At 76.2% G+C, this 21,573-nt stretch carries 20 protein-coding genes and 1 tRNA gene; 17 read left to right on the forward strand and 4 right to left on the reverse strand.

From position 1 onward, the window contains the following. Positions 1 to 41 precede the first annotated feature (41 nt). Positions 42 to 1,094, forward strand: coding sequence for an isocitrate/isopropylmalate dehydrogenase family protein (locus ACI6QG_RS01450; RefSeq protein WP_407022777.1), 1,053 nt, complete (start codon positions 42 to 44; stop codon positions 1,092 to 1,094). Between the two features lie 151 nt (positions 1,095 to 1,245). On the opposite strand, the gene opgC is transcribed toward ACI6QG_RS01450, so the two are convergent. Next, the gene (gene opgC, locus ACI6QG_RS01455; RefSeq protein WP_407022778.1) at positions 1,246 to 3,084 is read right to left on the reverse strand and encodes an OpgC domain-containing protein; all 1,839 of its coding nucleotides are present in this window, start codon (positions 3,082 to 3,084) and stop codon (positions 1,246 to 1,248) included. A 101-nt stretch (positions 3,085 to 3,185) separates the two neighbouring features. Here opgC and ACI6QG_RS01460 point away from each other — a divergent pair, with 101 nt between their 5' ends. From ACI6QG_RS01460 to ACI6QG_RS01480, 5 genes are all read left to right on the forward strand, one after another. Then, positions 3,186 to 3,509: an NADH dehydrogenase ubiquinone Fe-S protein 4 gene (locus ACI6QG_RS01460; protein ID WP_407022779.1), complete on the forward strand. Its 324-nt coding sequence runs from the start codon at positions 3,186 to 3,188 to the stop codon at positions 3,507 to 3,509. Between the two features lie 10 nt (positions 3,510 to 3,519). Then, positions 3,520 to 3,596, forward strand: a tRNA-Arg gene (locus ACI6QG_RS01465). A gap of 48 nt (positions 3,597 to 3,644) precedes the next feature. Continuing rightward, positions 3,645 to 4,919, forward strand: coding sequence for a solute carrier family 23 protein (locus ACI6QG_RS01470; protein WP_407022780.1), 1,275 nt, complete (start codon positions 3,645 to 3,647; stop codon positions 4,917 to 4,919). A 68-nt stretch (positions 4,920 to 4,987) separates the two neighbouring features. Continuing rightward, entirely contained in the window at positions 4,988 to 5,272 is a 285-nt protein-coding gene (locus ACI6QG_RS01475) for a hypothetical protein (protein ID WP_407022781.1), read from the forward strand. Further along, positions 5,269 to 5,904, forward strand: coding sequence for an SOUL family heme-binding protein (locus ACI6QG_RS01480; protein ID WP_407022782.1), 636 nt, complete (start codon positions 5,269 to 5,271; stop codon positions 5,902 to 5,904). Before ACI6QG_RS01475 ends, ACI6QG_RS01480 begins: the two co-directional genes overlap by 4 nt. Here ACI6QG_RS01480 and ACI6QG_RS01485 read toward each other — a convergent pair. Further along, entirely contained in the window at positions 5,886 to 6,674 is a 789-nt protein-coding gene (locus ACI6QG_RS01485; RefSeq protein ID WP_407022783.1) for a DUF169 domain-containing protein, read from the reverse strand. The two genes, ACI6QG_RS01480 and ACI6QG_RS01485, sit on opposite strands and share 19 nt — an antisense overlap. A 64-nt stretch (positions 6,675 to 6,738) precedes the next feature. Between ACI6QG_RS01485 and ACI6QG_RS01490 the strand changes: the two genes are divergently transcribed. After that, a complete protein-coding gene (locus ACI6QG_RS01490; protein WP_407022784.1) occupies positions 6,739 to 7,950 on the forward strand; it encodes a glycosyltransferase family 4 protein in 1,212 nt (403 codons plus the stop codon). A 40-nt stretch (positions 7,951 to 7,990) separates the two neighbouring features. Here the strand turns inward: ACI6QG_RS01490 and trpE are convergent, their stop codons facing one another. Together trpE and ACI6QG_RS01500 are read right to left on the reverse strand one after the other, a co-directional pair. Then, complete coding sequence (trpE, locus tag ACI6QG_RS01495) at positions 7,991 to 9,475, reverse strand: anthranilate synthase component I (protein WP_407022785.1); 1,485 nt, start codon at positions 9,473 to 9,475, stop codon at positions 7,991 to 7,993. Beyond that, positions 9,475 to 11,361: a peptidylprolyl isomerase gene (locus tag ACI6QG_RS01500; protein ID WP_407022786.1), complete on the reverse strand. Its 1,887-nt coding sequence runs from the start codon at positions 11,359 to 11,361 to the stop codon at positions 9,475 to 9,477. Before ACI6QG_RS01500 ends, trpE begins: the two co-directional genes overlap by 1 nt. Before the next feature lie 100 nt (positions 11,362 to 11,461). Here ACI6QG_RS01500 and tpiA point away from each other — a divergent pair, with 100 nt between their 5' ends. The 10 genes from tpiA to ACI6QG_RS01550 all read left to right on the forward strand — a co-directional run bounded on the left by tpiA (position 11,462) and on the right by ACI6QG_RS01550 (position 21,568). Then, complete coding sequence (gene tpiA, locus ACI6QG_RS01505) at positions 11,462 to 12,196, forward strand: triose-phosphate isomerase (protein ID WP_407022787.1); 735 nt, start codon at positions 11,462 to 11,464, stop codon at positions 12,194 to 12,196. A 12-nt stretch (positions 12,197 to 12,208) separates the two neighbouring features. After that, the gene (gene secG, locus ACI6QG_RS01510; RefSeq protein ID WP_407022788.1) at positions 12,209 to 12,520 is read left to right on the forward strand and encodes a preprotein translocase subunit SecG; all 312 of its coding nucleotides are present in this window, start codon (positions 12,209 to 12,211) and stop codon (positions 12,518 to 12,520) included. Between the two features lie 29 nt (positions 12,521 to 12,549). Next, entirely contained in the window at positions 12,550 to 13,863 is a 1,314-nt protein-coding gene (locus ACI6QG_RS01515; RefSeq protein WP_407022789.1) for a peptidylprolyl isomerase, read from the forward strand. A gap of 99 nt (positions 13,864 to 13,962) precedes the next feature. Beyond that, positions 13,963 to 14,784, forward strand: coding sequence for a 16S rRNA (adenine(1518)-N(6)/adenine(1519)-N(6))-dimethyltransferase RsmA (gene rsmA, locus ACI6QG_RS01520; RefSeq protein ID WP_407022790.1), 822 nt, complete (start codon positions 13,963 to 13,965; stop codon positions 14,782 to 14,784). Between the two features lie 43 nt (positions 14,785 to 14,827). Beyond that, positions 14,828 to 15,709, forward strand: coding sequence for an MBL fold metallo-hydrolase (locus ACI6QG_RS01525; RefSeq protein ID WP_407022791.1), 882 nt, complete (start codon positions 14,828 to 14,830; stop codon positions 15,707 to 15,709). A 22-nt stretch (positions 15,710 to 15,731) separates the two neighbouring features. Continuing rightward, on the forward strand, positions 15,732 to 16,688 hold the full coding sequence (locus ACI6QG_RS01530; protein ID WP_407022792.1) for an RluA family pseudouridine synthase: 957 nt from the start codon (positions 15,732 to 15,734) through the stop codon (positions 16,686 to 16,688). After that, positions 16,685 to 19,009: an AsmA family protein gene (locus ACI6QG_RS01535; protein ID WP_407022793.1), complete on the forward strand. Its 2,325-nt coding sequence runs from the start codon at positions 16,685 to 16,687 to the stop codon at positions 19,007 to 19,009. Before ACI6QG_RS01530 ends, ACI6QG_RS01535 begins: the two co-directional genes overlap by 4 nt. Then, a complete protein-coding gene (locus ACI6QG_RS01540; protein ID WP_407022794.1) occupies positions 19,006 to 19,701 on the forward strand; it encodes an ATP12 family protein in 696 nt (231 codons plus the stop codon). The genes ACI6QG_RS01535 and ACI6QG_RS01540 overlap by 4 nt, the downstream gene beginning before the upstream one ends. After that, positions 19,701 to 19,973 carry an acylphosphatase gene (locus ACI6QG_RS01545; protein WP_407022795.1) on the forward strand — a complete coding sequence of 91 codons (273 nt, stop codon included), beginning with the start codon at positions 19,701 to 19,703 and terminating at the stop codon, positions 19,971 to 19,973. The genes ACI6QG_RS01540 and ACI6QG_RS01545 overlap by 1 nt, the downstream gene beginning before the upstream one ends. Before the next feature lie 197 nt (positions 19,974 to 20,170). Continuing rightward, positions 20,171 to 21,568 (forward strand): DEAD/DEAH box helicase, encoded by a 1,398-nt coding sequence (locus ACI6QG_RS01550; protein WP_407022796.1) that lies wholly within the window; start codon positions 20,171 to 20,173, stop codon positions 21,566 to 21,568. The last annotated feature ends 5 nt before the right edge of the window (positions 21,569 to 21,573 follow it).

Raw genomic sequence — 21,573 nt, forward strand, 5'->3', positions numbered from 1 at the left:
AAGCGCCTAGCCTCCATTCCGGCGCATGCTGGGGGGATTCGATGGGCACCAACACGCTGGAGGTCGCGGTCCTGGCCGGCGACGGCATCGGGCCGGAGGTGACCGAGGCCACGCTGGCGGTGCTGGAGGCGCTGGGCCGCCGGCACGCGCTGGGGTTGCGCTTCACCCCCCACCGCGCCGGCGCCATGGCCTATCGCGACACCGGCGAGGACCTGTCCGACGCCGCCTTCCGCGCCTGCGAATCCGCCGACGCCATCCTGCTGGGCGCCATGGGCTGGCCCGGCATCCGCGCGCAGGACGGCACCGAGCTGGCGCCGCAGATCACCCTGCGCCAGCGCCTCGACCTCTACGCCGGCATCCGCCCCATCCGCGCCATTCCCGGCGTGCCCGGCCCGCTGGCCGACCCCCGCGCCGCCGGCATCGACCTCATCATCCTGCGCGAGAGCACGGAGGGCCTGTTCTTCTCCAAGGACCGCGGCACCGTGACGCAGGACTACGCCGAGGAGACGCTGCGCATCACCCGCCACGTCACCACCCGGCTGGCCCGGCGCGCCTTCGCGCTGGCGGCGCAGCGCAAGCGGCGGGTGACCCTGGTGGACAAGGCCAACGTGTTCCGCGCCTTCGCCTGGATGCGCGACCTGTTCGCCGAGGAGGCCCAGGCCCACCCGGAGGTGGCCTTCGACGCCGCCTACGTGGACGCCATGGCGCTGGACCTGCTGCGCCGCCCCTGGGAGTTCGACCTGCTGCCGACGGAGAACATGTTCGGCGACATCCTGAGCGACCTGGCCGCCGGGCTGGTCGGCGGCATGGGATTCGCCCCCTCGGCCGACGTGGGCGACGAGCACGCGGTGTTCCAGCCCTCGCACGGCACCGCGCCGGACATCGCCGGGCAGGGGGTGGCCAACCCCACGGCGATGATCCTGTCCGCCGCGATGATGCTGGAATGGCTGGGCGAGGCCCCGCTGACGGAGGCGGCGGCCGAGCTGCGCGCCGCGGTGGACCGCGCCTTCCGCGAGGGGCTGCGCACGCGCGACATCGGCGGGACGCACGGCACGGCGGAGGCGGCGCGGCGGGTGATCGCCGCGCTGGAATGAGGCGCGGCGGCTGCACCCTCGCGCCCGGGGGGATGAAGCGCGGGCGCCGCACCGCGGGAAGGTTTCGGCTCCCGCGGGCCACCGCCTGGATCATGATCCGCAAACGCGCAGCACGCGCCGCCTTGATGATTCCATCAAGGCGGCGCGTGCTCTAGCGCGCCTCCGCCAGCCCGCGCGCGACCAGCGAGGCGAGGGAGCGCGCCAGGCAGTCGTTCAGCCGGTCCAGCGCGGCCCGGCGGGCAGCCGGCGGCGTGCGCTCCAGGTCCAGGGCGCCGGCATCGGCCCAGCTCTCCATCAACTCCCAGCGACGGAACAGCGCGGCCCCGGCGCCGCCGGCCGCCAGGCGCAGCTTGTCGCGGTAGGGCTCGACATTGGCGTTGCCGCGCAGGAAGCGGCTCCATTGCATGTCCACCAGGATGGCGTCGGCGCCGCGGCGGCGGATGCGGTCCAGCCCGGCGGTCAGCGCCTCCGTCATCTCCTCCGGGTCGGCGCCGCGGGCGGCCTCCACCGTGCCGGCCTGCCAGACCACCAGCTGCGGCTGCAAGGCCGGGCCTTCCTGCCGCAGCAGGGCCAGGTGGTCCTGCACCGAGACGCCGCGGCCGCCGCGCACCGCCACCTCCACCACCGCCTGCGGGTGGGCGGCGGCCAGCAGCGCCTGCAGCCGGGCGGGCCAGGAATGCTCGGGCCCCGAGCCGCCGGGGCCGGTGACGGAGGCCGAGCCGAGCACCAGCACCCGCAGCGTGCCGGCGTTCAGCGCCGCCAGGGTGGCGGGCAGCGGGCGCGCGGCCTCGATCACCTCCTCCGGCACGGCGGGGCAGGCGGGCTGCGCCGCGGCGGGCGCGGCGAGCAGCAGGAGCGGCAGGAGGAGCGCGGCGGCGCGCATGGCGGGCGCGACGGTAGCGCGCGGCCGCTCCTGCTGCCAATCGGCCAGCAGGCCGGTCAGCATCAGCGCCGCCAGGCACAGGATGTTCACCGCCCACTGCATCGCCGGCCCGTCCTCCACCTCCAGCGCCAGCCGCGCCAGGAAGGAAAGCAGGATGCCGAAGCAGAACACGGGCAGCGAGTGGCGCCCCATGGCGGTGAAGGGCCACGCCCAGCGGGCGCGCAGCCAGGCGGCGTCGCGCGGGACGTGGCGGGCCACCAGCCACAGCAGCGCCAGCACCGAAAGCAGCCGCAGCGGGTGCAGCGCCGTCTTGTCCACGGAGGCGAGGAAGGCGGGCAGGGCGTCCGGCAGGCGCTCCATCGCGGCGGGCAGGCGCGCCTCCGTCACCAGCACGGCGGCGCAGCCCAGTAGGATGGCCGCCGCCAGGGCGGACAGCGCGCGCGACGGCGCGGGCCAGGGCAGGGAGGGGGCGCCCCGCGCACCCTGGCCGACCAGGAAGCCCAGCACGAACAGCAGCTGCCAGCCCAGCGGGTTGAAGAACCACCCGCCCTCCCGCCAGCGCGGCAGGTTGAGGTCGAGCTGCCGCGCCCCGGCCCAGACCAGCACGGACAGCGCCAGCATCAGCCAAGGCCGCCGCCGCAGCGCCAGCATCGCCGGCAGCAGCGCCAGCAGCACGATGTAGAGCGGCAGGATGTCGAGGAAGGCCGGCTGGAAGCGCAGCATCAGCGCCTCCAGCAGGGTGCGGTAGGGGTCCTCGGCGAAGGGGTCCAGCGCCAGTTCGTCCAGGTAGGCGGCGCGGTCCAGCGTGGCGGCGGACAGCCCGACCTGGGCGGTGAACACCACCAGCAGGAAGATGTGCGTCACGTAGAGCTTGCCGATGCGCCGCACCGCGCGGGCGGAGGCGATGGCCCAGCCCTCGCGGTCGGCCACGCCGGCATAGGCGAAGGCGCCGGCGTAGCCGGCCAGCAGCACGAAGATCTCCGTGGCGTCGGCGAAGGCCCAGTTCTTCAGCGTCACCTGGCCCAGCACGTTGCCGGGGGTGTGGTTCACCACGATCATCCACAGCGCCAGGCCCCGGAACACGTCGGCCCGCCCGTCCCGCCCCATGCGCCATCCCCCGCCTGCCGGGCGCCATCATGGCGCATCCGCCGGGGGGAACGCAGCAGCGGGCTTGGCAGCGGCGCGCGGCGGCGGCACAAGATGGGGCCATGACCCAGCTCGCCCCCCAGGTCCGCATCTACCAGGAGCCGCGCCCGGCCACCCAGTCCGGCCGCGCCCGCTCGCAGGGCTGGATGCTGCGCTTCGCGCCGATGGAGAAGCTGCGCATCGACCCGCTGATGGGCTGGTCCGGCTCGGGCGACACGCTGAAGCAGGTGACGCTGGAGTTCCCGACGCCCGAGGCCGCCATCGCCTGGTGCGAGGCGAAGGGCCTGTCCTGGGAGGTGGAGCCGGCGCCCAAGCCCGCGCCGATCAAGCCCAAGGTCTACGCCGACAATTTCCGCTTCGGCCGGGCGGAGAACTGGTCCCACTGACCCCGCGCAAGCGCCCATAGCTCAGCTGGACAGAGCAGGAGCCTTCTAAGCTTCAGGCCGCAGGTTCGAATCCTGCTGGGCGCGCCAGTCCCTCCGGGCCATGCTGGCGCCGCAACGGCCCGGGGGAATCCGCACATGATCACGTCCTGGCGCGAGGTGCGTCCGCCCACCGGCGGCGTGGTCCTGCCGGAGGAGCGCCTGCCCTGGGGCCAGACCCTGCTGCTGGGGGTGCAGCACGTGGTGGCCATGTTCGGCGCCACCGTGCTGGCGCCGCTGCTGATGGGCTTCGACCCCAACGTGGCGGTGCTGATGAGCGGCATCGGCACGCTGATCTTCTTCTTCTGCACCGGCGGGCGGGTGCCGTCCTACCTCGGCTCCTCCTTCGCCTTCATCGGGGTGGTGATCGCGGCCACCGGGCACTCGGGCACCGGGCCCAACGCCAACATCGGCGTGGCGCTGGGCGGCATCATCGCCTGCGGGGTGGTCTATGCCCTGGCCGGCTGGGCGGTGCTGCGCGCCGGCACCGGCTGGATCGACCGCCTGATGCCCCCGGTGGTGACCGGCACGGTGGTGGCGGTCATCGGCCTCAACCTCGCCGCCATCCCCATCAAGAACATGGCGCCCACCGCCTTCGACGCCTGGATGCAGGCGGCCACCTTCGTCATCATCGGCCTCGTCGCCGTGCGGGCGCGCGGGCTGGCGCAGCGCCTGCTGATCCTGGCGGGGCTGCTGGCGGCGACGCTGCTCTACGCCGCGCTGGCCGCTGTCACCGGCTGGGGCACCCCGCTGGACCTCTCGCGCGTCGCCGCCGCGCCGTGGTTCGGGGTGCCGGGCTTCGCGGCGCCCGCCTTCTCCGTTTCCGCCATCGCGCTCATCGCCCCGGTGGCCATCGTGCTGATGGCGGAGAACCTGGGCCACCTGAAGGCCGTCGCCTCCATGACCGGGCGCAACATGGACGCCCAGGTGGGCCCCGCCTTCATCGGCGACGGCGTGGCGACCGTGGTGGCCGGCGCCGTGGGCGGCACCGGCGTGACCACCTACGCCGAGAACATCGGCGTCATGGCCGCCACGCGGGTGTATTCCACCCTGCTGTTCGTGGTGGCGGCGCTGGCGGCCATCCTGCTGGGCTTCTGCCCCAAGTTCGGCGCGCTGATCGGCGCCGTGCCGCTGGCGGTGATGGGCGGCGTGTCCATCGTGGTGTTCGGCCTGATCACCGCCGCGGGGGCGCGCATCTGGGTGGAGGCGAAGGTGGATTTCAGCGACCCGGCCAACCTGATGGTCGCCGCCATCCCGCTGGTGCTGGGCACCGGGGACTTCACCCTGCGCTTCGGCGGCTTCGCGCTGGGCGGCATCGGCACCGCCACTTTCGGCGCCATCGCCCTGTGGTGGCTGCTGGGCCGCCGCGCGTGACCGAATGACCCGGCCGGAGTTGCATGAACCGAGGCCGGGGCCATCTTCCGGCCAGCCGGAGGTTCCGCATGCCCCCTTTCCTCGTCTTCCTGGCCCGCCACGCCGGCATCGGCTTCGCCATCTCGGCCGGCTTCGTCGGCGCCATCGTGCTGGCGGACCCGGCCGGGCTGGGTACGCTGCTCACCGCCTCGCGCGAGCATCCGGTGCCGCTGGCGCTGCTGTGGTTCTTCGCCGGGCTGACCTTCGGCGGGGTGCAGATGGCGGTCGCCATTACCCTGTCGGGCCATGAGGACACGCCGCGCCCCAGCCGCGGCCGCCTGCAGCCCATCCCCCTGCGCGTCGAGCGGCGTTGAGGCGCGGCCTTCTCCTGCTGCCCCTGCTGGCCGCCTGCTCCGCCGTGGGGGTGCGCTCGGGGACGGAGGAACCGGCCTTCACCGTGCTGGACGGCGTCGGCGGCGTCGAGGTCCGCCAGCTCGGGCCGCGCCTGCTGGCCGAGGTGGAGGTGGAGGCGGAGGACGAGGTGGCCGCGCGCAACGCCGGCTTCCGCCCCCTGGCCGCCTACATCTTCGGCCGCAACCAGGCCGCCGAGCGCATCGGCATGACCGCCCCGGTCACCCAGGCGGGCGGCGAGCGCATCGGCATGACGGCGCCGGTGTCCCAATCGCGCGAGGGCGGGCGCTGGCGCATCGGCTTCGTCATGCCCGCCCGCTATTCCCTGGCGACGCTGCCCCGCCCGCTGGATCCCGCCATCCTGGTGCGGGAAGCCCGGGCGGAAACGGTGGCGGTGCTGCGCTTCGCCGGTGCCCCGTCGCCGGAGCGCGTGGCCGACGCCCAGGCACGGCTGGCCGCCTCCCTGGCCGCTTCCGCCTGGGAGGCGACAGGCCCCGGCGGGGCGTGGTTCCACGACCCGCCCTGGACCATCCCCGCCCTGCGCCGCAACGAGGCTTGGCTTCCGGTGCGCCGCCGTCAGGCCTTGCCGGCGTAGCTGCGCTCCATCCCCGCCGCCGGGTCGGCCTGCGGGCCGTAGGGCATGATGGGATAGCGAAGCCCGGCCTTCGACAGCCCTTGCAGGCCCTCCACCGCCACGCGCAGATCGGCCGGCGGCATGGCCATCAGCAGCTCGTCATCCGCCACGCCGCCGTAGCGGCGCTCGGCGTAGCAGGGCAGCGACAGGCAGGGCGCGCGGTCGCGCAGCGCCCGGCCCCAGGAATCCGCGCAGGCCGATTCCCCGGTGACGGAGAAGTCGAAGCGGCGGTAGCTGCGCCACTGCAAGCCGTTGATGAACAGGATCATCTGCGCCGGGTTGGCGTAGAACAGGCAGATGTCCGGCGGGTCCAGCCGCGCCGAGCGCAGCGGGGAGACCACCAGCCCGTGGTGCCCCGGCGCCACGCGGGGCATCTGCGCCTGGTGCGCCGCCGCCGCCGCGCGGTTCTCGAACCACACCCCCTCCATCTTGCGGCCGGACAGGTAAAGGTCGGACGGTTCGTTCAGCCCGATGACGCCGCCGCAGTTGGAGAAGGCGGGCACGTCGTCATGGGTGATGCCCAGGGTGAAGCCGGCGATGCGCGCCTGGGTCACCAGCTGGCAGGTGGACAGGCGCCGGCCCGCCGCCGGGCGGCGCAGCCCCGGCACGGCGTCGAAGCCCGCGGCGTCGGTGAACAGCTTCATGCCGATGGGCAGGGTGCGCAGCCGCAGCAGCCCCTCCAGCTGCGTGGCGAGGGCGGCGCAGGCGGCGGCGTCGGGGGCGTCGGTCATCGGGGCAGCATCGGCCCGCCGCCGCCCTGGCCGCAAGGACGGTTTCCCGGCAGGGTGGGGGGGCATGCACCTGCTGCTGGACATCTCGCTCACCGTCGCCAAGCCCTGGCTGCTGGCCCCCTCGGGCATCGACCGCGTCGAGTTCGCGCACGCGCGCCACTGGCGGAAGCTGCCGCCGCGCGACGTCACCTTCGTGATGCGCAACGCCTGGGGCTGGCTGGCCGCCCTGCCGGACGGGCTGGCACGCGACATCCTCCAGCAGGCGGAGGCGCGCATCGCCCCCGGCCTGGCCCACCGCGAGGCCGCCACCCGCGCCCGCCCCGCGCTGGCCATGGCGCGGCAGGCGGTGGGCGAGGGGGTGGCGCGGCTGAACCGCATCCTGGCGGCGCGGCGCGACTGCGTGTTCCTCACCGTCTCCTGCGCCACGCTGCACGTCCATGCGCCGCTGGCCTCGCTGCGGCGGCGCGGGGCGCGGGTGGCGGCGCTGGTGCACGACCTCATCCCCATCAGCCACCCGCACTGCTTCCCGGCCGGCGAGGCGGAGCGCCACGCCAGGCGCATGGAGGGCGTGGCGCGCTTCGCCCATGGCGCGCTGTGCGTCTCCGCCGCCACGCGGGACGCGCTGGCCGCCTGGGGGGCGGCGCGCGGCCTGAAGCTGCCGCCGCTGGAGGTCGCGCACCTGGGCCTGGACCTGCCGGCGCCGCCGCGGCCGCCGCGCCCGGAGGCCGACGCGCCCTTCGTCATCCTGGGCTCGCTGGAGCCGCGCAAGAACCACGCCCTGCTGCTGGAGCTGTGGCGGCGCTGGGCCGAGGCGCCGGATGCCCCCCCGCTGGAGGTCATCGGCCGCCGCCCGTCGGAGCCGCACCCGGCCATCGCCCTGCTGGAGCGCGGCGGCTTCGCCGGCCGCGTGCGCGACCGCGGCCGCCTGCCGGACGCCGAGGTGGCGCAGCTGCTGGCCGGCGCCCAGGCGCTGCTGTTCCCCTCGCTGATCGAGGGCTACGGCATCCCGCTGGCCGAGGCGCTGGCCATGGGCGTGCCCGCCATCGCATCGGACATCCCGGCCTTCCGCGAGGTGGGGCAGGGCGTGCCCGAGTTCCTGGACCCGCTGGACGGGCCGGGCTGGGCGCGGGCGATCACGGACTACGCCGCGCCGGGCAGCCCGCGGCGGGCGGCGCAGCTGGAGCGCCTGCGCGGCTGGCGGGCCCCGCGCTGGGAGGAGCATTTCCGCGTGGCCGAGCGCCTGCTGGAGCGCGTGGTGGCGGCGCCCGGGGCGTGACGCCTCCCCGCGGAACCACGCACCAGCCTTGCCTGGAAAGCTAGCGGCCGCCGGCGGCGAACCTCACCGCTTCCTCGGCGGCGCGGAACAGGGCGCGCGCCTTGGCGATGCATTCCTCGTGCTCGGCACGGGGGTCGCTGTCGGCGACCACGCCGGCGCCGGCCTGCACGTGCAGCGTGCCGTCCTTCACCAGCGCGGTGCGCAGGGCGATGCACACGTCCATGTTGCCGTCCACGCCGAAATACCCCAGCCCGCCGGCGTAGAGACCGCGCCGCGAGGGCTCCAGCTCCTCGATGATCTGCATCGCCCGCACCTTGGGCGCGCCGGACAGGGTGCCGGCCGGGAAGCCCGCCGCCAGCGCGTCCAGCGCCGCCAGCCCCGGCCGCAGCCGCCCCTTCACCTCCGAGGCGATGTGCATCACCTGGGAATAGCGTTCCACCGCGAATTGCTGCGGCACCCGCACCGAGCCGATGGCGGCCACCCGGCCCACGTCGTTGCGGCCGAGGTCCACCAGCATCAGGTGCTCGGCGCGCTCCTTGGGGTCGGCCAGCAGCTCCTTCTCCAGCGCCTGGTCCTCCTCGGGGGTGGCGCCGCGGCGGCGGGTGCCGGCCAGGGGGCGGATGGTCACCTCCCCGTTCCTCACCCCCACCAGGATCTCGGGCGAGGCGCTGGCCGAGGCGAAGCCGCCGAAGTCGAAGAAGGTCAGGTAGGGCGCCGGGTTGATGCGCCGCAGCGCGCGGTACAGCGCGAAGGGCGGCAGGGCGAAGGGCGCCGAGAAGCGCTGCGAGGGCACCACCTGGAACACGTCGCCGGCGGCGATGTACTCGCGCGCGCGCTCCACCGCCGCCATGAAGGCCTCGGGGGTGAAGTTGCTGGTGGGGGCGGGCTGGGCCGGCAGGCGGGCGGGCGGCGCCGGGCGGGGCAGGGGGCGGGACAGCGCGGCCTCGGCGTCGTCCAGGCGCTGCTGCGCCAGGTCCCACGCCGCCTCGGGGTCGTGGCCGTCCCACACCGGGGTCACCAGCGTCATGGCGTCGCGCACGTGGTCGAACACCGCCACCAGGGTGGGGCGGATCAGCACGGCGTCGGGGATGCCCAGCACGTCGGGGTTGGTGTCCGGCAGGCGCTCGATCTGGCGCACCATGTCGTAGCCCAGGTAGCCGAACAGCCCGGCGGCGATGGAGGGCAGGCCGGTGCCGCGCGGCACCTGCAGCGCGGCGACGCGCGCGCGCAGCGCCTCCAGCGGCGGCAGCGCCTCCCTCTCGAACGCGTGCGGGGCGGAGAGCGCCTGGGCGTTCACCTCCGCCACGCCGCCGCGCACGCGCCAGATGAGGTCCGGCGCCAGGCCGATGGCGGAGTAGCGACCGCGGGCGGCGCCGCCCTCCACCGATTCCAGCAGGAAGGAGAAGGGCTTGCCGTCGCACAGCTTCAGGAAGGCGCCGACCGGGGTGTCGAGGTCGGCCACGCGCTCGCGGTGCAGCAGCACCGGGCCCTCGGCCAGGGCGGCGCGGAAGCCGGCGAAGTCCATCAGCGGTCCTCCCCGGCGATCTGCTGCACCAGGCGGGGATTGATGCGCACGTCGGCGCGCCGGCGCAGCGCGGCCTGCCACTGCGCCTCCAGGTCCTCGGCCATGCCGCGCGCCACCTCGGCGCGCAGGGCGCGCAGCGCCTCGGGCTCGCTCGCCGCCTCGGGGCGCTGCACCGACAGCAGCTGCACCACGGCGAAGGCGCGCGGCAGCTGCACCATGGTGGCGCCGCCGACCGGAAGCTCGAAGGCCGGGGCCAGCGCCTCGCGCGGCATCGGGTTGCCGCCGCCGGGCTGGCGGGCGAAGGGGCCGATCTGCTCCGGCGCCAGCCCCGCGGCCTCGGCGGCCTGGGCCAGCGGGGTGCCGGCGCGGGCGGCGGCCAGCAGGGCGGCGGCGCGCTCCTCCTGGAAGCGGCGCTTCTGCGCGGCCACCCAGGCTTCCTCCACCTGCGCGCGCACCTGCTCCAGCGGGATCAGCGCGGGCGGGGTCACGTCGCGCACCTCCACCGCCATGAAGCCCCAGGGGCCCTCGGCGAAGCGGGGCGCGGCGCCGCGCTCGGCGGCGAAGATGGCGCGCAGGGCGGCCTCGCGCGCCGGCTCGGCCACCGGAAGCTCCGCCTCCGTGCCGTCCGGCGCCTTGCCCTGGGCGTCCAGGCGCACCTCGGCGAAGCCGAGGTCGTAGCGGCGCGCGGCCTCGGCCACGGTGGCGCCGCCGGCCAGGGCGTCCTCCACCCGGTTGGCGCGGTCGAAGGATTCATCCGCCGCCTTCTCGGCCGCCAGCGCCTCGCGGATCTCGGCCCGCACCTCCTCCAGCCCGCGCTGGGTGCCCGGCGTCACCGCGCCGGCGCGCAGCACGTGCCAGCCGAAGGGCGTGCGCACGGGGGCGGAGACGCCGCCGGCGGGCAGGGCGAAGGCGGATTCGGCCAGGGCGGGCAGCGGCAGGTCCTCGCGCGCGACCACGCCCAGGGTGGTGGCGCCGCCGCCGGCCGCGCGGGCGGCTTCCTCGATGGCCGGGAACTCGGCGCCGCCGCGCCACTGCGCCGCCAGGGCCGCCGCCGCGTCCTCCGCCGGGACGATGGCCTGGAACACCTCGCGCCGCTCCGGCGTGCCCCAGCGGGCGCGGTTGGCGGCGTAGCTGTCCTCGATCTCGCGCTCGCTCACCTCCACCTGCGCCATCATCCGTGCGGCGTTGAGCACCGCCACCGCCACCTCCCGGTATTCGGGGGTGGAGAAGCGCGCGGCCTCGTTCTCGTGGAAGCGCGCAAGCTGCGCCTCGGTGGGCGCGGGCGGCTCGGGCGCGGCGTCCCAGGGCAGCTCCACCAGGGTGGCGGTGCGGCGCTCCAGCTGCCAGGCCAGCAGGCGCTCGCCCAGCACGGCGGGCGCAGCGGCGCCGGCGCGCACCGCCCCGCCCAGCTGCTGGCGCGCCAGGTCGGTGCGCAGCAGGTTCAGGAACTGGCCTTCGCTGAGGTCGTTGTTGCGCAGGAAGCCGTTGAACGCCTCGCGCGAGAAGCGGCCGTCGGGGCCCTGGAAGCCGGGGATGCGGAACACGTAGGCGCGCACCGCCTCGTCCGGCACGGCCACGCCCATGCGCGCGGCTTCCTGCCGCTGCACCCGGTCCAGCACCAGGCCATCCACCGCCTGCTCGGCCACGGCGCGGCGGATGCGGGCGTCGGGGGTGAAGCTGCCCTGCAGCTGCCGGGTGATGCGCTGCAGCTCCCGCGTCGCCGCCTCCTGCGCCTCCTGCGCCTCGATGGCCTCGCCGCCCACGCGGGCCACCGCGGTGTCGCGCCCGATGTTGCGGACCATGTCGTCGATGCCCCAGACGGCGAAGGACAGGATCAGCAGGACGAAGAGGGCCTTGGCGAACCAGGTCCCGGCCAGGCGGCGCATCGCGGAGATCATGCGCTGCCGCATAGCCCAGCGCCGGTTCCTTGCCAAACGAGGCGCGTTTGGACAGAACCGCCGCGCAACCCGAGGGGAGGAGCCCGCCATGACGCCGCTGATCGCCGGGAACTGGAAGATGCACGGCACCCTGAGCGAGGCCGCGGCCCTGGCCGACGGCGTGCGCGCCGGCGTCGCGGGCGCCGGGCTGCTGGTCTGCCCGCCCGCCCTGCACGTGGCCGCCGTCGCCGACCGGCTGCGCGGCTCCGCCGTGGCGGTGGGCGGGCAGGATTGCCACGCCCAGGCCAAGGGCGCGCACACCGGCGACGTCTCGGCCCCCATGCTGCGCGACGCCGGCGCCAGCTTCGTCATCCTGGGCCACAGCGAGCGCCGGGACGACCACGGCGAGACGGACGCCCAGGTGCGCGCCAAGGCCGAGGCGGCGCTGGCCGCCGGCCTGACCCCCATCGTGTGCGTCGGCGAGACGGAGGCCCAGCGCCTGGCGGGCGAGGCCGAGGCGGTGGTGGAGGCGCAGCTCGCCGGCTCGCTTCCCGAAGGCTTCGCCGGGCGCGGCGGCGTGGTGGCCTATGAGCCGGTCTGGGCCATCGGCACCGGCCGCACCCCGACGGAGGACGACATCCGCGCCATCCACGCCGCCATGCGCCGGGCGGTGGGGCCGGGGGTGCGGCTGCTCTACGGCGGCTCGGTCAAGCCGGGCAACGCGCGGGCCATCCTGGCCCTGCCGGAGGTGAACGGGGCGCTGGTGGGCGGCGCGGCGCTGGTGGCGGCGGACTTCCTGCTGATCGCCGAGGCGGCGGTTGCCGGGCGCACCCCCGGGGGCTAGAACCCGCCGGCCATGTCCACCGTCCTCCTCGTCCTGTTCCTGCTGGTCACCCTCGCGCTGATCGGCGTGATCCTGATCCAGCGCTCGGAGGGCGGGGGGCTGGGCATCGGCTCCTCCCAGGGGATGGGCGGGCTGATGAGCGGCCGCGGCACCGCCAACCTGCTGACGCGCACCACGGCCATCCTCGGCACCGCCTTCTTCGTGCTGGCGCTGACGCTGGCGCTGCTGGACCGCGGCACGGCGCTGAACCGCTCCATCCTCGATGCCCCGGCGCCGGCCGCCGCGCCCGCCGTGCCGGCCCTGCCCGCGGTGCCGACGAACTGACGCCGGACCCGCGCGTTGGGATGCCGCCCATGATTCGCCTCGCCCTCCTCGCCGCCCTGCTGGCGACGCCCGCCCTGGTCCGGCCCGCCCTGGCCCAGCCCGGTGGCGGCGCCCCGCCGCGCGCCGCCGAAGGCTCCGTGCAGGGCAACCGCATCGTGTCCGTGGTGAACGGCGATCCCATCACCCAGGCGGAGGTCGCCTCGCGCGCGCGGCTGTTCGCGCTCAACGCCGGCGTGCCGGTCTCGCCCGAGGCGGTGCAGCGGCTGCAGCCCCAGGTGCTGCGCCTGCTGGTGGACGAGAAGCTGCGCCTGCAGGAGATCCAGGCCCGCCGCGTTCCGGTGAGCGACAACGACGTGGCCGAGGCCATCGCCGACATCGAGCGCCGCAACGGCCTGCCGCGCGGCGCGCTGGCGCAGCAGCTGCGCGCCGCGGGCGTGCAGCCGCGGGTGCTGTACGACCAGATGCGCGCCCAGATCGGCTGGGGCCGGCTGCTGCGCGCCCTGCTGGGCCCGCAGGGCGAGATCAGCGACGCCGAGGTGGCCGACGCCATGGCCGCCCACCGCGCCCGCCAGGGCCAGCCCGAGTTCCTGGTGGGCGAGATCTTCATCCCGGTGGACGACCCGCGCAACGAGGCCGAGGTCCGCCGCTTCGTGGACGAGGTGGTGGGCCAGCTGCGCCGCGGCTCGCCCTTCGCCATGGTGGCCACCCAGTTCTCCCAGAGCCAGAGCGCGCTGCAGGGCGGCGACCTGGGCTGGCTGACCCGCGAGCAGATGGAGCCCGAGGTGGCGGCGCTGGTGGAGCGCATGCCGCCCGGCGCCATCGCCAACCCGGTGCGGGTGGCCGGCGGCTTCCAGATCATCACCCTGCGCGCGCGGCGCACCGCCGGCGCGCCGGAGCGCGCCTCCACCCTGGTGTCCATCCGGCAGATCTTCCTGCCCTTCACCCAGCGGCTGGACCCGCAGAACCCCACCGACCAGCAGCGCCAGACGCTGGAGCGCGCCCAGCGCCTGTCCACCACCCTGCGCGGCTGCGATCAGATGGAGGCGCAACCCCGCACCAGCGACCGCCCGGCCGACCCCGGCCCGCTGCGGCTGGAGGCGCTGAACCCGCCGCCGCTGCGCCAGATGCTGGGCAGCCTGCCCATCGGCCGCCCCTCCCAGCCGGTGATCTCGCCCGACGGCATCCTGCTGCTGATGGTCTGCTCGCGCGAGGCCGCGCCGGCCGAGGCCGCCTTCACCCCGGACATGGCCCGCGCCACCATCCTGCGCGAGCGGGTGGAGGTGATCTCCCGCCAGTTGCAGCGCGAGATCCGCCGCCGCGCCATCATCGAGACGCGCGGCTGATGGGGCGCGCCGCGGCGCGCAGCATCATCCCCCGCGCGCCCGTCCTCCCGCCCCCCGGCGCCAGGTACGGCCGCCGGGCGCGCGGGCCGCGGGACGCCCATGGCTGACCTCACCCCGCTGGCCGAGGTGCCGCGCCGCTTCGGGCTGGATGCCCGCAAGGCGCTGGGCCAGCACTTCCTGCTGGACGAGGGCGTGTGCCGCCGCGTCGCCGCCCTGGCCGGCGAGCTGGCGGGCCGCCACGTGCTGGAGGTCGGCCCCGGCCCCGGCGGCCTGACCCGCGCCCTGCTGGAGCGCCCCCTGGCGCACCTGACCGCGGTGGAGCTGGACGAGCGCGCCCTGGCCGCCCTGGCCGAGCTGGAGGCCGCCCATCCCGGCCGCCTCACGGTGCTGCGGCAGGACGCACGGCGCTTCGACGGCGCCGCGCTGCCCGCGCCGCGGATGGTGGTGGCCAACCTGCCCTACAACGTGGGCACGCCGCTGCTGCTGGGCTGGCTGGCGCAGGGCGCGGCGTGGGAGCGGCTGGTGCTGATGTTCCAGGAGGAGGTGGCGCTGCGCATCGTCGCGCCGCCCGGCACAGAGCATTACGGGCGGCTGGCCGTGGTCTCGCAATGGGTGGCGCGCTGCGCCATCGGACTGCGCCTGCCGCCAGGCGCCTTCCGGCCGCCACCCAAGGTGCACAGCGCCGTGGTGGTGATCGAGCCGCACCCGCAGCAGCCCGCGCCCGCGCTGTTCAAGGCGATGGAGCGCGTCACCGCCGCCGCCTTCGGCCAGCGCCGCAAGATGCTGCGCGGCGCGCTGAAGCCGCTGGGCGGGGCGGAGGCGCTGCTGGCCGGCGCCGGCATCGCCGGGGAGAAGCGGGCGGAGGAGCTGCCGGTGGCCGCCTTCGATGCGCTGGCGCGGGGGCTTCTCGCGCGCGGGTGAGCGTTGCACGCTGGCCCCGCAGAACCCGGGGGGAACCGCCATCATGAAGCCGCTCAGCATCGGCGACGTCACCATCACCAGCCTCGTCGAGCGCGACGGGCCCTGGCGCCGGCCGGAGGACATGTTCCCCGGCTTCCGGCGCGAGGACCACCCGGACAGCATGGCCCGCCTGGCGCCGGAGGTGATGGACCCGGAATCGGGCAAGATGGTCATCACCTACCAGAGCTTCGTGGTGCGCACGCCGCGCCACGTCATCCTGGTGGACACCTGCACCGGCGAGGACAAGGGCTACGCCGCGCCCATGGACTTCGACAAGACGCCCTGGCTGCGCGCCCTGGAGGCCGAGGGGCTGAAGCCGGAGGACGTGGACTTCGTCTTCTGCACCCACCTGCACATCGACCATTCCGGCTGGAACACCCGGCTGGAGGACGGGCGCTGGGTGCCGTTCTTCCCGCGCGCGAAATACGTGTTCCACAAGGGCGAGTACGAGGCGTGGGAGCAGCTGGCGAAGGAGGGCGTGGAGCGCCCGGGCGGCGCCGGCGGCGTGTGGAAGATGAACTGCGAGCCCATCATGCAGGCCGGCCAGGCCGTGCTGGTGGAGGACGGCTTCGAGATCGAGCCCGGCATCCGCCTGCTGCTGACGCCCGGCCATTCCCCCGGCCATTGCTGCCTGGACATCCGCCGCGGCGGCCAGCGGGCGCTCATCACCGGCGACCTGTTCCACCACCAGCTGCAGTGCCACGACCCGGAGCTGTCCACCATCTTCTGCTGGGACGCCGAGGCCGCGCGCGCCAGCCGCCGCCGCGTGTTCGCCGAGGTGGCGGGCACGGAAACGCTGGTGCTGCCCATCCACTTCCCCAGCCCCACCGTCGGGCGGCTCAGCCGGGCCGGGGAGGGCTATGACTGGGCCTTCGTGCGGGACTGACGCATTGGCGCTATAGGGGGGCATGGTCACCACCCTCACCGTCCCCCCGGCCGAGGCCGACACGCGCCTGGACCGTTGGCTGAAGCGGCGCTTCCCGGCGCTGACCCAGGGCGCCCTGCAGAAGATGCTGCGCACCGGGCAGATCCGCGTGGACGGCGCGCGGGCCGAGGCGAACACCCGCCTGCCGGCCGGCGCCGAGCTGCGCGTGCCGCCCATGCCCGACACGCCGCCGCCCAAGGCCGCGCCCCGCGTGCCCGAGGCGCTGGCGCAGGAGCTGCAGTCGCGCGTGCTGTGGCGCGACGACGCGGTGCTGGTGCTGGACAAGCCGCACGGGCTGCCGGTGCAGGGCGGGCCGGGCATCACCCGCCACCTGGATGGCGCGCTGGACGCCCTGGCCTTCGAGGGCGAGCGCCCGCGGCTGGTGCACCGGCTGGACCGCGACACCTCCGGCCTGCTGGTGCTGGCGCGCTCCCAGCCGGCCGCCGCCGCGCTGGCCGCCGCCTTCCGCGGCCGCGACGTGGAGAAGACCTACTGGGCGGTGGTGGCCGGCGAGCCGCAGCACAAGGGCGGGCAGGTGAACCTTTCCCTGTCGAAGGAGCCCGGGCCGCGCGGCGAGCGCATGGCGCCCGACCCGAAGGGCCAGCGCGCCGTCACCGACTTCGCCGTGCTGGACGCCGCCCGCCGAAAGGCCGCGCTGCTGGAGCTGAAGCCCCACACCGGCCGCACCCACCAGCTGCGCGTCCACTGTGCGGCGGCGCTGGAGACGCCCATCCTGGGCGACGGCAAGTATGGCGGCGCGGCCGCCCACCTGGAGGGGCTGTCCGGCCAGCTGCACCTGCACGCCCGCCGCCTGGTGCTGCCGCACCCCGAGGGCGGCACGCTGGAGGTGGAGGCCGCCCTGCCGCCGCACATGGCCGCGACCTTCCGCTTCCTGGGCTTCGACGCCCCGGCCCCCCGCCCGCCGCGGCGCCGCAAGTGAGGCGCGCCCTCCTCATCGCGCTGGCGGCGCTCGTCGGGCTGCCGCTGCTGGCGCTGGGCGCCTTCCTGGCTCTGTTCGACGCCGACGCGCTGCGGCCCCGGCTGGAGGCGGCGGTGACGCAGGCCACCGGCCGCCCCTTCGCCGCCGCGCGCCTGTCGCTCTTGCCCGCCCTGGCGCCGACGGTGACGCTGGAGGGCGCGCGCCTGGGCAATGTCGAGGGCGGCAGCCGGCCGGAGATGCTGCTGCTGCGCCGCGCCGAGCTGACGCTGGCGCTGTGGCCGCTGCTGTCGGGCCGCGTCGAGGTGAAGGCGCTGGAGCTGCAAGGCGGCGACCTGCTGCTGGAGGCGGGCAACTGGTCCTTCGCGCGCCCCGCCGCGCCGGGCCCCGCCGCGCCCGCCGGCCCGGCGCGCGAGCCGATGGCGCTGGACATCCGCGCCGTCTCCCTGCGCGACTGGGTGGTGACGGCGGGCGGCGAGCGCGTCGCCATCCCGCGCGCCACGCTGGCCGGCAGCGGACCCGGCCAGCCCTTCACCCTGCGCGCCACGCTGGTCGCCCGCGGCGCCGAGGCGCTGGTGGAGGCGCGGGGCGACCTGTCCGGCGGCACCGGCACCGCCACCCTGCCGGGCGCGCGCCTGGCCGGCGAGGCGCGCCGGGACGGCACCGGCTGGACCGGCCACCTGACCGCCGAGGCGCCGCGCCTGGCCGAGCTGTCGCGCCTCGCCGGGCGGGACCTGCCGCCGCTCACCGGGGTGACGCTGCGCGCGGAGGGCGGCTGGCGCGGCGGCGCGCCGGTGCTGGCCTCGCTGGTGGCGGAAGCCGGGGGAGAGCCTCTGCCCGGCCTGGCGCTCGACGCCGCCCGGCTGCGCATGACGGCCTGGGATGGCCCGGCGGAGCTGGAGGCGCGCGGCCGCTTCCGCGACCAGCCCTTCAGCCTGGCCGGCGATGCCGTGCCCCTGGCGCTGGCGCAGGGCCGCGCCGCGCCGCTGGCGCTGCGGGCGGAGGCGCTGGGCGGGCGGGCCTCGGTCAACGGCGCCTGGCCCGGCACGCTGGCGCTGGAGCTGGCGCTGCCGGAGCTGGCGCCGCTGGGCGCGCTGCTGGGGGCCGCCCTGCCGCCGCTGCGCGACGTGGCGGCCCAGGCGCGCGTCACCCGGCGCGGCGACGCGGCGGCGGGGGTGCAGGGGCTGTCCGTCACTTCCTCCGCCGGCGACGCGCGCGGCGACCTGGAACTGGGCTGGGCGCCGCGCCCCTCCCTGCGCGGGCGGCTGGAGTCGCGCCGGCTGGACCTGGGGGCGCTGCGCCCGCCCGCCGCGCCCGCGCCCGCCGCCGCCCCGGCCGTGCCGCCCCCCGCCGCCACGCCCGGCCCGGCGCGGCTCCTTCCCGACCTGCCGCTCGACCTCGCGCCCCTGCGCGGCTTCGACGCCGACCTCACCTTCAGCCTGGACGAGCTGCGCTGGAACGGCGCCACCTACCGGCAGGTGCAGGGCCGGCTGGTGAACGAGGCCGGGCGGGCGCGGCTGGACCCCTTCGCGCTGACGCTCCCCGGCGGCCGGCTGTCGCTGCGCATGGCGGCGGACGCCACCGCGGCGCCGCCCGCCCTGCAGCTGGCCGGGGGCGGGCAGGGGCTGGACCTCGCGGCGCTGACCCAGGGCGGCCCGGTGCAGGGCCGCGCCGACCTGGACATGGACATCCGCGGCCAGGGCGCCACCACCCGGGCGCTGGCCGCCACCGCCACCGGGCGGCTGGGGCTGGCGGTCACGGAAGGGCGGCTCGCAGGCGGCTGGGCCTCCGCCGTGGCCACGCTGGTGCCGGGGGCAGGCGGCGCGGTGCCGCTCTCCTGCGGGGCGTTCCGCTGGGCGCTGGACCGCGGGGTGGCGCGCACCGAGACCTTCTTCCTGGACGGCGCGCCCGGCCGCGCGGCGGGCGAGGGCACGGTGAACCTGCGCGACGAGACGCTGGACGCCCGCCTCTCGGTGGACCTGCGGGTGGCCGGCATCCGCGTGCGCGCGCCCATCCCGGTGACGGGCACGTTGCTGGCCCCGCGGCTGGAGTCGCGCGGCCTGCTGGAGAACGCCATCGCCGGGCAGGCCGGCAACCAGCTGGACCGCCTGCTGCCGCCCGGCCTGTCCGGCCAGCTGGAGCGCATCCCCGGGCTGAACCGTGCCCTGCCCAACACCTCGGGGCCGGAGCTGACCGACTGCGCCACCGCCCTGCGCGCCGCGCGTTTCGGCCGCGACGGGCCGGTGCCGGCCACCCGCCCGGCCGAGGCGCTGCGCGAGGCGCCGCGCAACGTGGAGAACTTCCTGCGGGGGCTGCTGCGATGAAGCGTTTCTGGACCGGCGTGGCCGTCAGCGAGGAAGGCGGCGCCTTCGCCGTGCGCCTGGACGGCCGGCCGGTGCGGCTGCCCGGCGGCGGCACTCTGTCCGTCGCCGCCCGCCCGCTGGCCGAGGCCCTGGCCGCCGAGTGGGACGCCGCCGGCCGGCAGGGCGAGATGCGCTGGGACGAGGTGCCGCTGACCCGGCTGGTCGGCACCGCGGCCGAGCGCATCGCCCCCGACCCGGCGCCCACCGTGGCCGCCCTGGCGCGCTACGGCGAGACCGACCTGCTGTGCTACCGCGCGGAGGAAGGGGAACTGGCGGCCGCCCAGGCGCGCGAATGGACGCCCTGGCTGGGCTGGGCGCGCGATTCGCTCGGCGCGGGGCTGGCGGTGACGGAGGGGCTGATGCCGGCCCCGCAGCCGCCCGCGGCCCTGGCGGCGCTGGAGCGCGCGGTGGCGGCGCATCCCCCGCTGGGCCTGGCCGCGCTGGGGGTGCTGGTGCCCGCGCTCGGCTCGTTGGTGCTGGGCCTGGCGGTGACGCGCGCGGGGCTGGACCCGGCGGAGGCGCACCGCCTGTCCCTGCTGGACGAACTGCACCAGGAGGCCCGCTGGGGCCTGGACTGGGAGGCCGAGGAGCGCCGCGCCCGCGTGGCCGCCGACCTCGCGGTGGCGGCGCGGCTGGCGGCGCTGGCCGGCTGATGGCCCGGCGCATCCGCATCGCCGGGCAGGTGCAGGGCGTGGGCTACCGCGACTGGCTGGTGGGGGTGGCGCGGGCGCACGGACTGGCCGGCTGGGTGCGCAACCGGCGCGACGGCACGGTGGAGGCGCTGCTGGCCGGCGACACGCCGGGCATCCAGGCGGTGCTGCTGGCCTGCCGCCGCGGCCCGCCGCTCGCGCGGGTGGAGAGCATCGAGGAAACCCTGGCCGAGGACCCGGCCGAGCCCGGCTTCGCGCGCCTGCCCACGCTTTGAGCTTGCATTGGCTGCTGCGTTGCAGCATATGGAAGGCGTCACGCGGGTGCGACGCGCCCGCCCGGAGCCGGAAGCGTGAAGGGGATCTTCATCCCCCTGCCGGCTCCATGAGGCTGCAAGCCCGGAAGCGCCCCCTCACGCGGGGTTCTCCACCACGACAGACTGCACGGGGCGGCACCGCCGCCCATGGAAGATTCATGACCCAGTTCCTTGACCTCGGCCTCGACGCCCTGCTGCTGCAGGCGCTGGAGGAGGCCGGTCACGCCACCCCCACCCCCATCCAGGCGCAGGCCATCCCGGCGGCCATGCAGGGCCGCGACGTGCTGGGCATCGCCCAGACCGGCACCGGCAAGACCGCCGCCTTCGCCCTGCCCATCCTCCATCGCCTGAAGAACACCCCGGGCCGCCCGCCGCGCGGCGGCTGCCGCGTGCTGGTGCTCTCCCCCACCCGCGAGCTCGCGAGCCAGATCGCCGACAGCTTCCGCAAGTATGGCCGCCACCTGGGCTATTCGGTCGAGACCGTGTTCGGCGGCGTCGGCCACGTGCCGCAGCAGCGGGCGCTGGCGCGCGGCGTGGACGTGCTGGTGGCCACGCCCGGGCGCCTCATCGACCACATGGGCACCCGCCACGCGCGGCTGGACCACGTGGAGGTGCTGGTGCTGGATGAGGCCGACCAGATGCTCGACAAGGGCTTCCTGCCGCCCATCCGCAAGATCGTCGCCGCGGTGCCGCAGCGCCAGCAGACCATGTTCTTCAGCGCCACCATGCCCGAGGACATCGCCAGGCTGGCCCGCGACATGCTGCGCGAGCCGGTGCGCGTCGAGGTCGCGCCCGTGGCCACCACGGCGGAGCGGGTGAACCAGCGCGCCATCCTGCTGGAGGGCGGGCTGAAGCGCGCCGCCCTGGCGCAGATCCTGCGCGGCGAGGGGGTGGGGCGCACCCTCATCTTCTCCCGCACCAAGCACGGCGCCGACAAGATCGTGAAGGCGCTGGAGCAGGACGGGCTGTCCGCCAACGCCATCCACGGCAACAAGGGCCAGGGCCAGCGCGAGCGCGCGCTGGAGGAGTTCCGCACCGGCAAGGCGCCCATCCTGGTGGCCACCGACATCGCGGCCCGCGGCATTGACGTGAAGGAGGTGACGCACGTCATCCAGCACGACCTGCCGGAGGTGCCGGAAACCTACGTCCACCGCATCGGCCGCACGGCCCGCGCGGGGGCGGAGGGCGAGGCCATCGCCCTGGTCGCGCCGGATGAGCTGGGGCTGCTGCGCGCGGTGGAGCGCCTGACGCGCCAGAACGTGCCGATGGAGGACCGCCGCGCCGACAAGACCGCCCGGCTGGACGACCGCGCCACCCCGGTGCGGCCGCAGCGCGGCCAGCGCCCACCGCAGGAGGGCCGCGGCCGGCAGGAGCAGCCGCGCCAGCCGCGCGCCCAGGCCCCCAAGCCGCAGCGCGCCGGCGACCAGGCCAAGCGCGCCCAGCGCAACGAGGCGCCGCGCCACCCGGCGCCCCAGCGCCCGCATGGCGGGGATGCCGGCCGCAAGCGCCCCTCGGGCGGCGGCGATTCCCGCGTGTTCATGGCGCGCGGGCGATAGGGGCA

The sequence above is a fragment of the Sabulicella flocculans genome, from assembly GCF_045449635.1.
In the GTDB taxonomy this organism is placed as follows: Bacteria; Pseudomonadota; Alphaproteobacteria; order Acetobacterales; family Acetobacteraceae; genus Roseococcus.

Bases quoted from the DNA above. Each gene is read 5' to 3' on its own strand.
- ACI6QG_RS01460 (WP_407022779.1), top strand. From the start codon at position 3,186: ATGACCCAGCTCGCCCCCCAGGTCCGCATCTACCAGGAGCCGCGCCCG.
- ACI6QG_RS01450 (WP_407022777.1), top strand. From the start codon at position 42: ATGGGCACCAACACGCTGGAGGTCGCGGTCCTGGCCGGCGACGGCATC.
- ACI6QG_RS01470 (WP_407022780.1), top strand. From the start codon at position 3,645: ATGATCACGTCCTGGCGCGAGGTGCGTCCGCCCACCGGCGGCGTGGTC.
- trpE (WP_407022785.1), bottom strand. From the start codon at position 9,475: ATGGACTTCGCCGGCTTCCGCGCCGCCCTGGCCGAGGGCCCGGTGCTG.
- ACI6QG_RS01545 (WP_407022795.1), top strand. From the start codon at position 19,701: ATGGCCCGGCGCATCCGCATCGCCGGGCAGGTGCAGGGCGTGGGCTAC.
- opgC (WP_407022778.1), bottom strand. From the start codon at position 3,084: ATGGGGCGGGACGGGCGGGCCGACGTGTTCCGGGGCCTGGCGCTGTGG.
- ACI6QG_RS01485 (WP_407022783.1), bottom strand. From the start codon at position 6,674: ATGACCGACGCCCCCGACGCCGCCGCCTGCGCCGCCCTCGCCACGCAG.
- rsmA (WP_407022790.1), top strand. From the start codon at position 13,963: ATGGCTGACCTCACCCCGCTGGCCGAGGTGCCGCGCCGCTTCGGGCTG.
- ACI6QG_RS01530 (WP_407022792.1), top strand. From the start codon at position 15,732: ATGGTCACCACCCTCACCGTCCCCCCGGCCGAGGCCGACACGCGCCTG.
- ACI6QG_RS01475 (WP_407022781.1), top strand. From the start codon at position 4,988: ATGCCCCCTTTCCTCGTCTTCCTGGCCCGCCACGCCGGCATCGGCTTC.
- secG (WP_407022788.1), top strand. From the start codon at position 12,209: ATGTCCACCGTCCTCCTCGTCCTGTTCCTGCTGGTCACCCTCGCGCTG.
- ACI6QG_RS01540 (WP_407022794.1), top strand. From the start codon at position 19,006: ATGAAGCGTTTCTGGACCGGCGTGGCCGTCAGCGAGGAAGGCGGCGCC.
- ACI6QG_RS01550 (WP_407022796.1), top strand. From the start codon at position 20,171: ATGACCCAGTTCCTTGACCTCGGCCTCGACGCCCTGCTGCTGCAGGCG.
- tpiA (WP_407022787.1), top strand. From the start codon at position 11,462: ATGACGCCGCTGATCGCCGGGAACTGGAAGATGCACGGCACCCTGAGC.
- ACI6QG_RS01490 (WP_407022784.1), top strand. From the start codon at position 6,739: ATGCACCTGCTGCTGGACATCTCGCTCACCGTCGCCAAGCCCTGGCTG.
- ACI6QG_RS01500 (WP_407022786.1), bottom strand. From the start codon at position 11,361: ATGCGCCGCCTGGCCGGGACCTGGTTCGCCAAGGCCCTCTTCGTCCTG.
- ACI6QG_RS01525 (WP_407022791.1), top strand. From the start codon at position 14,828: ATGAAGCCGCTCAGCATCGGCGACGTCACCATCACCAGCCTCGTCGAG.
- ACI6QG_RS01515 (WP_407022789.1), top strand. From the start codon at position 12,550: ATGATTCGCCTCGCCCTCCTCGCCGCCCTGCTGGCGACGCCCGCCCTG.